The sequence below is a fragment of the uncultured Psychroserpens sp. genome (genome assembly GCF_947494225.1).
In the GTDB taxonomy this organism is placed as follows: domain Bacteria; phylum Bacteroidota; class Bacteroidia; order Flavobacteriales; family Flavobacteriaceae; genus Psychroserpens.
In genome coordinates, this window is record NZ_CANLUG010000003.1 from 521,499 (window position 1) to 535,551 (window position 14,053).

The following is a 14,053-nucleotide window of genomic DNA, read 5'->3' on the forward strand; positions in this document are numbered from 1 at the left end:
GATATGATTAGCAAACTTTCACATAGCAGTATTTTTGTCCTTGATCAAGAAAGCGCTCGCGATTTTTATGTTAACAAATTAGGTTTCAACGTCGTAATGGACGTTCCCGTTGGCGACAAAGGAAGTTGGCTAACCGTTAGACCACAAAACCAAACGGAGTTAGAAATAACGTTAATTCCCATTAATACAGGTTTAATGTTTGTTGGTAAAATTGCTTCTCAACTCTCTCAATTGGTTGAAAAAGGAGCATTCGGATTTGGGATTTTCGAGTGTACGGATATTTATGCAACCTATGAAGAATTAAAAAAGAAAGGTGTAGAATTTATAAAAGCACCTAAGCCTGGTGTATCTGGTATAGAAGCCATGTTTAAAGATGACTCTGGAAATTGGTTTTCGTTAGTTCAAAAAATTAAAGAATGAAAGACACTCAAAAACAATACGATCTATTAATTGAATCTCATCCTAAAATTGAAAGAAAAGGAAAAACTATGCCTTATACTTCTGTAAACGGACATATGTTCTCTTTTTTATCTAAAGACGGAACAATGGGATTAAGGCTTTCTGCCGATGACAGAGCGGATTTTATCCAAACATTCAACACCAAATTAATGGAACAACATGGACGAATAATGAAGGAATATGTGTCTGTTCCCGACACTTTACTTACAGATCTTGAAACATTGTCAAAATACTTAGACAAAAGTTTTAGCTACACTTCTGGGCTAAAACCAAAACCAACCAAAAAGAAATAAACATCATGAAATATACCTGTAGTGTTGAGATAGACTTACCTATTGACGAAGTTGTTACTCTCTGGAACAATGAAAACCACTTTAAAAAATGGCAAGATGGTTTTGAGAGCATTGAACATTTGGAGGGCACACCACATACCGCTGGAGCAAAATCTAAAATTACTCTTAGTGGAAAACAAAAAATAGAACTCATTGAAACGATTATTTCATCCAATTTGCCCAAGGAAAAACTTGCATTGTACGAGCATATTCACATGACAAATACCCAGTCTTCTCGTTTTGAAGACCTTGGGAATTCTAAAACTCTATATACTTCAATTGTAGAGTATACAAAGTTTAACGGGTTTATGATTAAGCTAATGGCTAAGCTATTTCCGAGTAAATTTAAAGCACAAAGTCAGAAATGGATGAACCAATTCAAGGCATTCGCAGAAGGAACTAAAACAAATAGCTAGATAAAAACGGGTCTAAAGAGTTACTTCTAAACCCCTTATCACGAACTTCTAGCATTTCTTAGCAAGAAGTTTCTCTTTATTTTCTAACTTAGTTCTAAGTAACACATCTAAAATTATAGAGATGTAATAGAATGTTTTGAACAAAATACTATGCTAAGACTAACACTACCTATTCTAATTTTTGCCATACTCTTTTTACCAAAAAATAGCAATGCCCAAGACAAAACAATAACTACTGGAAACAAAAATGGAACACTTATAGCTATTGGCGGCGGAAAAATTGCAGATACTAATATTATGAAAGAATTCCGCAATCTAGCGGGAGGCGATTCGGCTAAAATAGTGGTCATACCTACCGCATTTGTTAGGAATAATAAGATAGATACAACTTTACTAAAAACTAATTTCAAAAAATACGGTATTAGCAATTTCACCATTTTACACACAAGTGATCCTGCTATGGCCAATACAGACGATTTTGTTAAACCCATCAAAGAAGCAACTGGTATCTATTTTACTGGCGGGAGACATTGGCGTCTCGCAGACAGTTATTTAAATACTAAAGCGCACGAAGAAATGTTAAAGTTATTAGACAGAGGTGGCGTTATTGCAGGTTCCTCCGCTGGTGCAACCATTCAGGGCTCATATCTAGCAAGAGGAGACACAAAAAGCAATCAGATTATGATGGGAGACCATGAAGTTGGATTCGGATTTATTTCAAATGTCACCATTGATCAGCACGTCTTAACCAGAAACAGACAATTTGATATGTTCACAATTCTTAAGCTTAAACCTGAACTTTTAGGTATTGGAATTGATGAGAGCACTGCTGTTATTATTAAAGGCGATATTCTTGAAGTTATAGGAAAAAGCTATGTCCTCATCTATGACCAATCATTTTGGTCTGTTGAGGGTTCTGATTTATATGAGGAATGGCCTCAAAAGGAACTACCTGGCAAAGATCAGTTGTTCTATTTTCTTAAAAGTGGAGATAAATATAACTTAAGGGAAAGAAAGGTAATCTGGAAATAGAGTATTCATAACGCTTGCATATCACATGTGAGCAGGTTCGTAATATCTTTAGAAAATTATAAACTCATGCTATTTAGACTATTCAAAAGTTTAGACGATAAAGTAAAGGAAGATAGAGACCAACTCATTGCTAGGTTAAAATCTTCAGACATCCGCACTTTAATAAGAGAAATGGGAAACAATGATCCAATTTCAAATAACATCGTAAAAAAACAAAAACGAGATATGTCTTTTGGAAGTGAAGACACTCCCAGTTGGTTCGCCTATAGAGTTTCCGACGAATTAAAAGACCCAAATTTGAAACCTCAACTGATGCAATTATTAAATGATTCTGAATTTATTGACAATAAACAATATGTTTACCGCTGCCTTAGTAGTTTATGTGTCAATACTAAGGACTTTGAATTGTTCGATTTTCTGCTTTCAGAATTAAAACTAACAGATCACGAGGAAGTTGTTACAACCATTTTGAGTAGGTTTCGTGAATTAAAAAAACCGCAACATTTAAATATCGATTATCTAAAGTATTTAGTCGTTAATGGTACCTACCAGAATAGAATTGATGCCTTAGGTGCTTTGCAGAATTCTGAGCATACAGACATAGAAGATGTGTTAATAAAAGGATTTAAGCTAAGCGACAAGCATACTAAAGGGATGATTTGTGCTACGCTTAGAACAACCGGAACCGAAAAATGCTTCGACGTTTTAAAAGCAGAGCTTAAGAGAACACGAAGCAATAGTCTAAAGTATTATATCGAAAGTGCTATTGAACACATAAATTCTAGAAAAAAAGACAACGGCTAACCTCTATATCATCAATTGCGTAATTTGTATTCGTATGAGCTTACCAAAGCAACCCAATAGCATCAAAACGCTACAGCTACTCTCTGGGTTCATTTTCTTTTGTTAACTTAGTTCTTGCCAAGGTAAGACATGAGTTAAATGAATGCGCACAATTGCTATAAACAAACACTTTCAACTAAACATTAAATGGAAATTCAAATTCGAAAACTGAGTCCTAACGAATCTAATTCCTATAGGCATATTCGTTTAGAGTGTTTAAAGAACTATCCCGAGTATTTCACAACAGATTATCAAGATGAAATCCTAAAGGAAAGGTTATTTTTTCAGCCATTCATAGAACAATCCGATGCGAATAATTTTGTTATTGGTGCATTTAGTAATAACAACTTAATTGGCATTTCAGGATTTAAGAGGAATGAAAGAAGAAAAGCAAGCCATGGAGGTATAATTATTCAAGTCTATGTAAATCCTGAATATCAAGGAAAAAGCATTGGCTCAAATATGATAAAAGCAACCCTAAACGAAGCCTTTACATTAGATGGTATCGAACAGATAGAAATTGGTGTCATAGCAATCAATGAAAATGCTGAAAACATTTATAAGAAAATTGGATTTCAGGAATTTGGATTACAAAAGAATTTTTTGAAAATTAACGACAAGTACTACGATCATAGAATGTTGATGATTTTTAAAAACGAATATCTGAATCAATAAAGCGATTTAAAAGGCTTATACTAGAATATATTGTATACAACGCATAATGAGTTATTGAAATTAACTTGCTATCATGGAATCTCACTATAAACAAAAAACCATCTTAGCAGATGGTTTTTATTACTTTTTAGTGGTGCGTATTAAACCACACTTACCTTAACAGCGTTCATTCCTTTATCGCCTTGTTCTACATCGAACATTACACTATCGTTCTCTTTTATTTGATCAATAAGGTTTGATTTATGAACAAATATTTCTTCTTCAGTATCGTTAATTGTTATAAAACCAAATCCTTTAGAATTGTTAAAAAATTTTACTTTACCTTCTTTCATAATATTTACTTTATTAGTATTCATTAATTTATTTATAAATGCTTTAATCATCTTTTTGTGTTTTAATTAATAATTATTTTTTTATCCCAAATACTTTATTAATAGTTGAGACTTGTTTGAATTTTTAATTCTGAAAATTGCAGACTCTTTAATTTGTCTAACGCGCTCTCGTGAAATTCCAAATAAATCACCTATTTCCAACAAGCTCATCGAAGACTGAAAGCCAATGCCATAGTGGAGTTTAATGATATCTGCATCCCTTTCTGAAAGTGAGTTAAGCACAGCTTCTATGTCTGTTTGGAGTGAGTCTAATAATAAAACTCCATCAGGCTGTGGAAACACATCTTTAATAATAATATTGTGCATATTAAGGTCTGTTTCTGGAGATAAAGGAGCATCCATAGAAACCTTATGCGTCGAACTTTTCATACAAATTTCCACCTCTTCAACAGGTACATTAATAATATCAGAAATTTCATATGATGTTGGTTTACGACCATGCGTTTGCTCAAAAAATGCTATTGATTTTGTTATTTTAGTTACAACACCAATCTTGTTTAAAGGCAACCTAATTAGTCTTGATTTTTCCGATAAAGATTGCACTATGCCTTGCCTAATCCACCAAACTGCGTATGATATAAATTTGAACCCACGGGTTTCATCAAATCGCTTGCCCGCTTTTAATAAACCTAAATTACCTTCATTAATTAAATCTGGAAGCGATAAGCCTCTATTTTGATACTGCTTCGCAACTGAAACAACGAATCTTAAATTCGCATTTGTGAGTTCATTTAACGCCTGTGTATTACCAGCTTTAATTTGCACCGCCAGCTCAACTTCCCTTTCTAATGATATTAAACTAATTTTACTAATGTCACTTAAGTACTTATTAAGCGACTCCTCATTTCTAATAGTAATTTGCTCAATTATTTTAAGTGATTTCATTTAAAAAACAAAGTTTTATTCAATCGTCAAAATAATAATGAGACATCATTCTTTCTAAGGATCTATGGGTTAAAAAAGTAGCAGTTGACTACAAAAATAGCCTAGTAAGGAAGTAGGTCATGAAGAGACATCATTACTAAATAATTTAGTATACAAACTGTGTAAAGAAACACTTTATAATTGGGATAACACGAGTTTATCTCTTTTATTTTCAGAAAACAACAAAGTAGTTTAAACTTCATTGAGCAATCTTATCTGTTTTAAAATCAAAATGATAAAGATTTTTAGAACAGTTTGGGGAGCAAGATAAAGTATGTTACAGTACAAATTATAAATTGACCCATTTAGAAACCGAAGCAAACACAAAGTAGAACATTGAGTAATCACGTAGACTTCAATAATAGAGTCTAACAGTTGTAACACGAATCCAGTAAATGATGTTAGCTAAGTCAAATAGATGCCTTCTTCCTCGTTTTCTTTTACTAACTTAGTTTCTGGAGAGCGTAAATATCCGTAAACGGATACGTTAGTCGGAAAAACCTAACTGATATGATAGCACGAATCTGGAAAGGAAAAACTCAGCTTAAACATTTAGAAGCGTATACAGCGTTTATGAAATCTAGGGCAATACCTGATTACAAAAAAACTAATGGTTTTATTAAACTCATATTTCTTAAACGAACAGATAATGACTTTGCTTATTTCGAATTATTGACATTTTGGAAAAATATGGAAGTGATAAAAAATTTCGCTGGAGACGATTTCGAAAGAGCAAAATACTATCCAGAAGACAAAAATTACCTTATTGATTTTCCAGAAAAAGTCACGCATTATCAGGTGTTTGCGCAAGAGCACTAATTTTTAATTAACGAATTGAAGCACAAAATGAATAACGATTATAAAGTTGGAGATTTAATTTATGATGCAAATATTTATGATGGGATGAATACCAATCTGTCAGATTTGCAATTTTACAAACGATGGATATCCAAAAAAACAAATGGTCGAATCCTTGAGCTTTGTTGTGGCACTGGTAGGCTCACACTGCCTATTGCAAAGGCAGGACATCATATTACTGGAGTAGATTACACGGCTTCTATGCTTAATAAAGCAAAGACAAAGGCCTCTAAAGAAGGGTTAGAAATTGAATTTATTGAAGCCGATATTAGAACCTTAGATCTATCAGAAACATACGATCTCATTTTTATTCCGTTTAATTCAATTCATCATCTCTATGAAAATGATGATCTATTTAAAGCGCTTAATGTTGTTAAAAAGCATCTCAAAGCAGACGGTTTATTTCTATTAGATTGTTTTAATCCGAACATCCAGTTTATTGTTGAAGCTGAAAAGGAACAAAAAGAAATTTCTAAATACACCGCCAAAGACGGAAGGAACATTCTGATAAAACAAACTATGCGCTATGAGAGTGCTACTCAAATTAATCGTATAGAATGGCATTATTTTATAAATGGCAAGTTTGATTCGATTCAAAACTTAGATATGAGATTGTTTTTCCCGCAAGAATTAGATTCATACCTAGAACATCAAGGGTTTGAGGTTATTAATAAATTCGGAAATTTTGAAGAAGCCCCATTCAATGATCATTCTGACAAGCAGATATTGGTTTGTAAAAATGCGTTATAACGACTGTCCTAATAAAAATGGGTGGAAATGAAAACAATAACAGGATTTCCCATAGATAATTATAAAAAAACTAAATAAACGAAACGTCATGATTCTACAGATTATCAAATTAAAGTCTAAACTTTCAGAAGACGAATTATTAAATAGAGCGAAAAAACGAGAACCTCAATTCGAGGTTATTCCTGGTCTTGTCCAAAAGTATTACGTAAAAACGGGTCAACCTCAAGAATATGGTGGCATCTACGTATGGGAATCACAAGAATCGCTCAATGCTTATCTAAAGTCAGATTTAGCAAAAAGTATTCCTGGGGCTTATGAAATTATTGAAGCCCCAAATATCGAGATTATGGATATTCTTTTTCGATTAAGAACTAAATAGTACTAGACATTGCGAATATAAATAGTTCAAATCTGAATCAAAAAACGAAGAATGAAATTCTATAAACCTCTTTTTTCTATAATTTTAATCAGTATTCAATTACTGCTATCTCTAAAAGAACATTATAAACTTGAGGAATGGCGAAAAGAAAATCCAGTCCTCGATGGTATTGTCCATATAGTGATAACCTATGACTCCTTATTTTTATTTGTTTTGATTATAGGAATTTATGAAATCACCACCAAACCAAGTTGGTTTAAAACAGTAATTAGATGTTTTTTAGCAAGCATTATTTTAGGAACCGCATTTTCAGATTTTATTCCAATCGATGATTTTTATTCTGGCGTTTATAATACAGCCTGGTTCTCTTCTGTAGTAGCTATTCTGCTTATTTTAATCCGTATCGTAAAGTTTGCTTTTGAAAAAAGAATTACTAAAAAATCGCATACAGCAAATAACTAGCAAGAACTAGTTTCGGCATACCCAAAACCCAGATACAGGATTCCTGTGGTTCATTTTCTTTTTACTAACTTAGTTCTAGGCAATTCACAAAAACACAAGCCCAAATACTAAGTCATGCAAGAAACCATTCAAATTAAGATTAATGATTTAATATTCGATTGTCGAACCGATGGTAATAAAGACAACGAACTCGTGATATTATTACATGGCTTTCCTGAAACGTCATACATGTGGAAGCAACTCATGTCGAGCTTTTCTGAAAAAGGATTTTATTGTGTTGCACCCAATTTAAGAGGATATAGTAAAAATGCATGCCCTAAAGGAAAAAAGCACTACAGTTTAGACCAATTATCTAAAGACGTTTTGAACATTTCTAGATATCTAAACACATCGAAGTTTCATCTTGTTGGCCATGATTGGGGAGCGGCTATTGGCTGGAAACTGGTACATGACTATCAAGACAACATTTTAAGTTGGACAGGAATCTCTGTACCTCACCTTCAAGCATTCGGTAAGGCAATTGTTGTAGATCCAGAACAAATTAAAATGAGCCAATATATAAAGAACTTCCAGTTGCCATTTCTTCCTGAAATACAAATTAGAAAACATGACTTTAAAGTATTTAAAAAACTCTGGAAACATAGCAAATCAGACGAAATAGACGATTATTTGAGCGTATTCCGGAATCCAAAACAACTTACCGCTGCGTTAAATTATTATCGTGGTAATTATAAATTATTAAAGACAGCAGCAAAAAAGCAAATACTTGGAGATATTGAGGTTCCAACCTTATTTATTTGGGGAAATAAAGACCTTGCGATAGGCTCCTTTTCTGTCGATGAAAGCCATCAATATATGAGAAGTGATTACGAGTTTATCGAATTAGATGCTGGACATTGGTTAATACAAACAAATTATCAGGAATTAAATGAGGCCATTACTAAACACCTAAATAGAAATAGACGCCAACAATAATACGGTCACATGCTTGTTTTTGATTAACCTTAGCTGGAAAAACTTCTAAATTCACTTAAGAGATTCGTGTCTTTTTACTACCTTACTCCTTTACCGTTTTAAATAACATACCAACCCAACATAAACACAATTAAAATGAAGATACACATACTGATTGTTTTTCTAGTAACTTGTCTTTTTGGAGCTTCAGTACCAACTGAATGTAAAGATTTTAAAACAGGGAAATTTAAAATGGAAGATGACCAAACTGGCACGAATTACATTACCCGAAACGATTCAACACAAATAGAATACCTTCCAAAGTTAGGCATCAAAGTAGAATTAAATGCAGTATGGACTAGTGATTGTACGTTAGAACTTAGTCTAAAAGACATTTTAGAGAACACCAATAATTATCCTATTTCCGATTTTATTTTAGTTTCGAAGATTATAAAAACTACAGACTCCTCGTACGTTATGAGTTCTGAGATTAAAGGCGTTGATGATACGCCTATGGTTAAAGAATTTATTAGGATAGACTAGAACTATAACAACACTTTTCAACTTCTTATTTGGCATGCACTTGAGCATGAAATAAGCAAACTTCGATAATACAAAATCTAATCGATTGCCCTTTAGCTCATTTTCTTTTGTTAACTTGTTTCGAGATTAAATCTCAATACGAAACTTTAACATATTGTATACCATTAAAATGAAAAACATAATTATTCTAACCTTATTCTCTATAGGCCTTTTTTCATGCTCGCAATCTAAAAAACATAGGGAATATCAAGGGACAGCCAAACTTAAAGATGATAGAATAAGAGCAGAATTGGTAAAGATGATGGAAAAAGAAGGCCCTTATACTTTTGTGATTTTTGAAGAGCCAAATTCTGGGAAATTTGTTCAGTTTGCAGGAAATAAAAACGAAGAGTTATTATTCGATTTACCATCAGATCAACTCAGTAAAACGCAACTAGAAAACGCAAAGAACATATTAAAAACGTACGACATCATTCATGAAACGTCGCCTACATACACAGACGAAACAGAAACGGCTGAGAATGGTTCCTTAAGTACGTTTAGCAAACGCATAAATAATGACATCGATTTAGCTATAGAGCTAACCTCTAGAGTTATGATTGATGTTTTTGGTTTCGATGAACATGTAAAACTTAGCATAGAAACCGATTAAAAAACGACAACAAGCAATCTTTATAATACTTAATATTATGAAAACATATTTTCTTTTTTTGGTTTTACTATGTAGTACTTTAGTTGGGTATTCAGATAATCTTAAACTTTCAACTCCTGTTCTTTATCTTGAAAACGGAAAAGCAACTGCTGTTTTTAACCTCAGTTGGGACAATTCTTGGCATACTAACAAAAATCATGATGCGGTTTGGTTATTTTTCAAATCGATACCTGCAAATGGTCAGGCGTATCATATAAATGTATTAGGAGATGGACATTCAAAAGTTGCCGACTTCTCAGATGTTCCTGTAGATTTAGGTTTTGAGACAGCTCCAGATTCGGTTGGGCTTTTTGTTTTTCCTAAGTCGGCATTTAGAGGCAATATTAATGTCACAATAAAAATTACTTTAAATCATCAAAACTTCGAATCTATAAATAATCGTAATGCTGCTTTCCGAGTATTTGGAATTGAAATGGTTAACATTCCGAAACAGGACTTTGTGCTAGGCGATCCTGATCCATCTGCCCAAAATTATGGTAGTTTATACCAACCTACAAGCCATAAAAACACGGTTTCATTATGTCGTTTAAAATCGGAAACATCCGAGTTAAAAATAGGAATGGATGCTGATCTTTTTTATCAAAAAAAAGAAGGTTATGAGGGTGACCAAACAGGTGTTGTACCCGCAGGGTTCCCTAAAGGGGTTGACGCCTTTTATCTTATGAAATATGAAATCACGGAAGGACTATATGCTACATTTTTAAATACACTCCCTAATGATTGGCAAGACCTAAGAAATATTACGAAAGAAGAAAACTATGAACGCGATGGAGGATCCATAACATTCATTGAACAGAAATTTCAAACACCTTATGAAAATAAGCCTTGTAAGTTTTTGGGTTGGGAAGATGCCATGACACTTGCCGATTGGTCTGGTCTACGTCCAATGACAGAATTCGAATTTACTAAAGCCTCCAGAGGAAATAGAAAACCAATAGCAGGTGAGTTTCCTTGGGGGACAAATAACAAATATTTAATGCAAAGAATGCCCGATGCTAACGGTGTTTTACAAATGAACAACGGTTGGGAAGAAGATATGCTATCTGATGATAACCTCGCCTATTTTGGTGCGTCTTATTATTGGGTAATGGATTTATCAGGAAGTATGTGGGAAAGAGTTGTAAGTATAGGACATCCTGTTGGAAGACTGTATACAGGGTCGTATGGCGACGGAAAACTAGGAAGTAATGGGCTTGCAACAAATACCGATTGGCCTACTGGAGATGCTGATGCTGGTGGCGTTGGTTTCCGTGGTGGCGGTTTTTATGGATATAATAGAGCATATCATGAGTTTAATCCTTTTAGCCCAATCGCCTATAGACCTTATGGAGGATGGCATGGTGTAAACAGAAATAAAGCCTATGGCTGTAGATTGGCTAGATAGGTTAAAACAAAACCTTCATAAAAGTGAATGACATCAACATTAGAAAAATTACTCTAAGTGATATTGACCAATTACAAAATATTGGAAAACAGACTTTTGCCGAGACCTTTTCCTCTGGTAACAGTGAAGCCAATATGAACGATTATTTGAAGCATAAGTTCTCAAAAGAGGTACTTGAAACTGAGCTCAACGATAAAAATTCTGAATTTTATTTTGCTGAACTCGAACATCAAAACATAGGTTATTTAAAAATTAATTTTGGTAAGTCGCAAACAGAAATTAGTGGTGAGAATGCACTTGAAATCGAGCGGATTTATGTTTTAAAAGAATTTCATGGCAAAAAGGTAGGGCAACTACTCTACCAAAAAGCCATAGAACTCGCAAAGCAACAAAAAGTTGATTATATTTGGTTAGGCGTTTGGGAAGACAACCCAAGGGCTATTCGGTTTTATGAGAAAAATGGATTTGTAAAATTTGACAAACATATTTTCAAATTAGGTAATGACGAGCAAACCGATATTATGATGAGATTGCTGCTGAAGAACAACTAGTGACATAGATCGTGTTCTATTTTAAAACTGAGACACGACATAAATAGATATCAATTAACTTAATATATCAAAACCATGAAGTATTTAAAGTACATCCTCGGAATTTTAGCCATTCTAGTCATCGGATTTTTTCTTTTAGGTCTAGTCAAATCAGAAGTAACCTATGAATGTGAAGTCATAGCAGATAAACCATTAGCCGAATCTTGGGCTGTTAGCCAAGATGATAAGAACATGGCAAAGTGGTTAATGGGATTTCAAAAAACAGAACACATAAGCGGTACTCCTGGAACAGTTGGAGCCGTATCTGATATTTATTTTATTAGTGACGGACAAGAAATGACGATTAGAGAAACCATTACAGAAATTGTTCCTAACGAATCTATATCGATGTTATTTACTTCAGATTTTATGGATATGGATTATAACCTTACAATGACCTCTGTAGATGGCAAAACAAAAATTAAGTCGAATACAACATGTAGAGGAAACGGAATAATTTCAAAATCTATGGTTGCCTTAATGGGGAGTTCTATGAAAACACAGGAAGAAACCAACCTTTCTAATCTAAAAAAAACGATAGAAGACAATTAGAGACATTCAATATTAAAACCTAAATAACCAAGCCCTTAACGTATTGGATACCATCAAAACAAAACTTACAGTAGTCTTTATCCCTTTTCTATTGGCAGCTATAGGCACTGTACTTTTTTATAACATTTTTCGCTGGACTCTAGACCTTAAACTTGGTGTTTTACCACTAAAAGACGATGTGCTAAATCTTTGGATTCCTATTGCACTTCCTTGGGTTTCTGTTCTTATTTGGCTTCGAAGACGACTACGAGTTTTAAATCTTCAAGGTAAAAATGGTAGCGGTCATTTTATATATCAACTTGTCATGGTAATGGCTATGGTTGTTCCAATGGTAATGAGTCAAAACTATCTTGAAAAAAACACGTTCGACTTAATCGAAGTCGGCTCCGTTTCAGAAGTAAAAGCATTAAAAAAAGAAAAATACTTCAAAATAGAGACCTTCAAAGTTGATTTTAATTCTAGCCTCCCATATATAACATCACGTAGTTCTGGTCGAAATAACGAAGACTTAAACTTTTACCTGTACCTCGCCTGCCCATTTGAAAGTACGACGGCGGTTTGGTATGGCGTTGAGTACAATAAAAAAGTAAACAATAGAATAAGTGACCAGAAAAAAGATTCGGAATACAGAAACTTCTTAACGCTATCTGAGGACGCATTTAATACTTATAATTTTCAGGAGGTTACATACTTTGAAAAGCTAGGATATTCAGATGATAGAGATGGTTATTTGGAGGCTATTGAGCAGAAAAATCCCGATTTTGAAAAAAGCGAACACATTGTCCTTGTGCCCAAAAAAGACCGCTTTGAAGAAAGGCTTGGACAGCATGCATTCCTTTGGATTTTTGGTTCTTTTGGCATTGGCGCCTTCATTGTATTGATTCTAGTTCTATTTCCAAAAATTGACGACAAGGAATTAAACAATTTTAAGAAAAAGAAACCACTACAAGAAGACGATCTAAAAGATATTCTAAACCTCTTAAACCCCTTAGGAGAATATAAAACTACTGCTATTCTCTTACTCATTAATATTGTGGTCTTTTTAATTATGGTAGGTTACGGACTTAATATAATGTCTCCAACACCAAAGGAGCTTCTTGAGATTGGAGGACATAGGCGATTTGAAGTTTTAAATGGAGACTATTGGAGGTTATTCACATCAATGTTTATCCATGGCGGAATCATGCATTTATTTATGAACTTGCTTGGCCTTGGTCTTGCCAGTCATTTGTTAGAAAAAGTGCTAGGCGCTGTAAAATTGATGGTCATTTATATGATTTGCGGATTACTAGCAAGTCTTGCCAGTATCTATTGGCACGAACATACGATTAGTGTTGGAGCGTCTGGAGCAATTTTCGGGCTGTATGGTCTTATCCTGGCGTTTACGTTATTTAAAATTTATCCGAAACATATGCTTAGTTTCAATTGGATCTTATTAGGGCTTTATGCAGGTATAAGTTTAGTGTTTGGCTTTTTTGGTGGTATCGATAATGCGGCACATTTTGGTGGCTTAATAAGTGGATTTATTGTTGGTGGTATTTTAATTCTATCAAACAAAACACAGCTTAAAGAAAAGGCAAAATAGCAATAGCTATAGTACATCATTTGTTTTAAAAAACTATGATTTAATTCGCACGATCACAACCTGCAAACAGGAACAAAACTTCCCGATTATGGGAAAATAACACCCAAAAACGTGTATATTTATCCTCATATAACACGTTAGGCACAATTAAATAACCGTGAAAAAAGAACCAACATTTATTGAATTTATAGAATATATATGCAATAGACCA

The 14,053-nt window shown here is 33.6% G+C and carries 19 protein-coding genes; 17 read left to right on the forward strand and 2 right to left on the reverse strand.

The window, feature by feature from the left end:
- Positions 1 to 3 precede the first annotated feature (3 nt).
- From Q0893_RS10265 to Q0893_RS10290, 6 genes are all read left to right on the forward strand, one after another.
- Positions 4 to 420, forward strand: coding sequence for a VOC family protein (locus Q0893_RS10265; protein ID WP_298902194.1), 417 nt, complete (start codon positions 4 to 6; stop codon positions 418 to 420).
- The gene (locus Q0893_RS10270; protein WP_298902195.1) at positions 417 to 752 is read left to right on the forward strand and encodes a hypothetical protein; all 336 of its coding nucleotides are present in this window, start codon (positions 417 to 419) and stop codon (positions 750 to 752) included. The genes Q0893_RS10265 and Q0893_RS10270 overlap by 4 nt, the downstream gene beginning before the upstream one ends.
- Before the next feature lie 5 nt (positions 753 to 757).
- Positions 758 to 1,207 (forward strand): SRPBCC family protein, encoded by a 450-nt coding sequence (locus Q0893_RS10275; RefSeq protein ID WP_298902196.1) that lies wholly within the window; start codon positions 758 to 760, stop codon positions 1,205 to 1,207.
- Between the two features lie 150 nt (positions 1,208 to 1,357).
- Positions 1,358 to 2,239, forward strand: a complete 882-nt coding sequence (locus Q0893_RS10280; RefSeq protein WP_299275137.1) for a cyanophycinase — start codon at positions 1,358 to 1,360, stop codon at positions 2,237 to 2,239.
- Positions 2,240 to 2,305: 66 nt separating this feature from the next.
- A complete protein-coding gene (locus Q0893_RS10285) occupies positions 2,306 to 3,043 on the forward strand; it encodes a hypothetical protein (RefSeq protein ID WP_299275141.1) in 738 nt (245 codons plus the stop codon).
- 186 nt (positions 3,044 to 3,229) lie between these two features.
- Positions 3,230 to 3,757 carry a GNAT family protein gene (locus tag Q0893_RS10290; RefSeq protein WP_299275144.1) on the forward strand — a complete coding sequence of 176 codons (528 nt, stop codon included), beginning with the start codon at positions 3,230 to 3,232 and terminating at the stop codon, positions 3,755 to 3,757.
- Between the two features lie 140 nt (positions 3,758 to 3,897).
- On the opposite strand, the gene Q0893_RS10295 is transcribed toward Q0893_RS10290, so the two are convergent.
- Both Q0893_RS10295 and Q0893_RS10300 read right to left on the reverse strand, forming a co-directional pair.
- Positions 3,898 to 4,140 carry a cold-shock protein gene (locus Q0893_RS10295; RefSeq protein WP_367180654.1) on the reverse strand — a complete coding sequence of 81 codons (243 nt, stop codon included), beginning with the start codon at positions 4,138 to 4,140 and terminating at the stop codon, positions 3,898 to 3,900.
- Positions 4,141 to 4,170: 30 nt separating this feature from the next.
- Complete coding sequence (locus Q0893_RS10300; RefSeq protein ID WP_298902200.1) at positions 4,171 to 5,034, reverse strand: RNA polymerase sigma factor RpoD/SigA; 864 nt, start codon at positions 5,032 to 5,034, stop codon at positions 4,171 to 4,173.
- Positions 5,035 to 5,583: 549 nt separating this feature from the next.
- Here Q0893_RS10300 and Q0893_RS10305 point away from each other — a divergent pair.
- The 11 genes from Q0893_RS10305 to Q0893_RS10355 all read left to right on the forward strand — a co-directional run bounded on the left by Q0893_RS10305 (position 5,584) and on the right by Q0893_RS10355 (position 13,842).
- The gene (locus tag Q0893_RS10305; RefSeq protein WP_299275147.1) at positions 5,584 to 5,892 is read left to right on the forward strand and encodes an antibiotic biosynthesis monooxygenase; all 309 of its coding nucleotides are present in this window, start codon (positions 5,584 to 5,586) and stop codon (positions 5,890 to 5,892) included.
- A 27-nt stretch (positions 5,893 to 5,919) separates the two neighbouring features.
- Complete coding sequence (locus Q0893_RS10310) at positions 5,920 to 6,681, forward strand: class I SAM-dependent methyltransferase (RefSeq protein WP_299275149.1); 762 nt, start codon at positions 5,920 to 5,922, stop codon at positions 6,679 to 6,681.
- An 88-nt stretch (positions 6,682 to 6,769) separates the two neighbouring features.
- Positions 6,770 to 7,060 carry a YdhR family protein gene (locus tag Q0893_RS10315; RefSeq protein WP_298902203.1) on the forward strand — a complete coding sequence of 97 codons (291 nt, stop codon included), beginning with the start codon at positions 6,770 to 6,772 and terminating at the stop codon, positions 7,058 to 7,060.
- Positions 7,061 to 7,111: 51 nt separating this feature from the next.
- Positions 7,112 to 7,522, forward strand: a complete 411-nt coding sequence (locus tag Q0893_RS10320) for a hypothetical protein (protein WP_299275152.1) — start codon at positions 7,112 to 7,114, stop codon at positions 7,520 to 7,522.
- 114 nt (positions 7,523 to 7,636) lie between these two features.
- Positions 7,637 to 8,497: an alpha/beta hydrolase gene (locus tag Q0893_RS10325; RefSeq protein WP_299275154.1), complete on the forward strand. Its 861-nt coding sequence runs from the start codon at positions 7,637 to 7,639 to the stop codon at positions 8,495 to 8,497.
- 135 nt (positions 8,498 to 8,632) lie between these two features.
- Positions 8,633 to 9,019: a hypothetical protein gene (locus Q0893_RS10330; protein WP_299275156.1), complete on the forward strand. Its 387-nt coding sequence runs from the start codon at positions 8,633 to 8,635 to the stop codon at positions 9,017 to 9,019.
- Between the two features lie 169 nt (positions 9,020 to 9,188).
- Complete coding sequence (locus Q0893_RS10335; protein WP_299275158.1) at positions 9,189 to 9,671, forward strand: hypothetical protein; 483 nt, start codon at positions 9,189 to 9,191, stop codon at positions 9,669 to 9,671.
- A gap of 37 nt (positions 9,672 to 9,708) precedes the next feature.
- Positions 9,709 to 11,115 carry an SUMF1/EgtB/PvdO family nonheme iron enzyme gene (locus Q0893_RS10340; RefSeq protein WP_299275160.1) on the forward strand — a complete coding sequence of 469 codons (1,407 nt, stop codon included), beginning with the start codon at positions 9,709 to 9,711 and terminating at the stop codon, positions 11,113 to 11,115.
- Positions 11,116 to 11,138: 23 nt separating this feature from the next.
- Positions 11,139 to 11,666, forward strand: a complete 528-nt coding sequence (locus Q0893_RS10345; RefSeq protein ID WP_299275162.1) for a GNAT family N-acetyltransferase — start codon at positions 11,139 to 11,141, stop codon at positions 11,664 to 11,666.
- Positions 11,667 to 11,741: 75 nt separating this feature from the next.
- Positions 11,742 to 12,257 (forward strand): SRPBCC family protein, encoded by a 516-nt coding sequence (locus Q0893_RS10350; RefSeq protein ID WP_298902211.1) that lies wholly within the window; start codon positions 11,742 to 11,744, stop codon positions 12,255 to 12,257.
- Between the two features lie 43 nt (positions 12,258 to 12,300).
- Positions 12,301 to 13,842 carry a rhomboid family intramembrane serine protease gene (locus tag Q0893_RS10355; protein WP_299275164.1) on the forward strand — a complete coding sequence of 514 codons (1,542 nt, stop codon included), beginning with the start codon at positions 12,301 to 12,303 and terminating at the stop codon, positions 13,840 to 13,842.
- The last annotated feature ends 211 nt before the right edge of the window (positions 13,843 to 14,053 follow it).

Bases quoted from the DNA above. Each gene is read 5' to 3' on its own strand.
- Q0893_RS10265 (WP_298902194.1), top strand. From the start codon at position 4: ATGATTAGCAAACTTTCACATAGCAGTATTTTTGTCCTTGATCAAGAA.
- Q0893_RS10270 (WP_298902195.1), top strand. From the start codon at position 417: ATGAAAGACACTCAAAAACAATACGATCTATTAATTGAATCTCATCCT.
- Q0893_RS10275 (WP_298902196.1), top strand. From the start codon at position 758: ATGAAATATACCTGTAGTGTTGAGATAGACTTACCTATTGACGAAGTT.
- Q0893_RS10280 (WP_299275137.1), top strand. From the start codon at position 1,358: ATGCTAAGACTAACACTACCTATTCTAATTTTTGCCATACTCTTTTTA.
- Q0893_RS10285 (WP_299275141.1), top strand. From the start codon at position 2,306: ATGCTATTTAGACTATTCAAAAGTTTAGACGATAAAGTAAAGGAAGAT.
- Q0893_RS10290 (WP_299275144.1), top strand. From the start codon at position 3,230: ATGGAAATTCAAATTCGAAAACTGAGTCCTAACGAATCTAATTCCTAT.
- Q0893_RS10295 (WP_367180654.1), bottom strand. From the start codon at position 4,140: ATGATTAAAGCATTTATAAATAAATTAATGAATACTAATAAAGTAAAT.
- Q0893_RS10300 (WP_298902200.1), bottom strand. From the start codon at position 5,034: ATGAAATCACTTAAAATAATTGAGCAAATTACTATTAGAAATGAGGAG.
- Q0893_RS10305 (WP_299275147.1), top strand. From the start codon at position 5,584: ATGATAGCACGAATCTGGAAAGGAAAAACTCAGCTTAAACATTTAGAA.
- Q0893_RS10310 (WP_299275149.1), top strand. From the start codon at position 5,920: ATGAATAACGATTATAAAGTTGGAGATTTAATTTATGATGCAAATATT.
- Q0893_RS10315 (WP_298902203.1), top strand. From the start codon at position 6,770: ATGATTCTACAGATTATCAAATTAAAGTCTAAACTTTCAGAAGACGAA.
- Q0893_RS10320 (WP_299275152.1), top strand. From the start codon at position 7,112: ATGAAATTCTATAAACCTCTTTTTTCTATAATTTTAATCAGTATTCAA.
- Q0893_RS10325 (WP_299275154.1), top strand. From the start codon at position 7,637: ATGCAAGAAACCATTCAAATTAAGATTAATGATTTAATATTCGATTGT.
- Q0893_RS10330 (WP_299275156.1), top strand. From the start codon at position 8,633: ATGAAGATACACATACTGATTGTTTTTCTAGTAACTTGTCTTTTTGGA.
- Q0893_RS10335 (WP_299275158.1), top strand. From the start codon at position 9,189: ATGAAAAACATAATTATTCTAACCTTATTCTCTATAGGCCTTTTTTCA.
- Q0893_RS10340 (WP_299275160.1), top strand. From the start codon at position 9,709: ATGAAAACATATTTTCTTTTTTTGGTTTTACTATGTAGTACTTTAGTT.
- Q0893_RS10350 (WP_298902211.1), top strand. From the start codon at position 11,742: ATGAAGTATTTAAAGTACATCCTCGGAATTTTAGCCATTCTAGTCATC.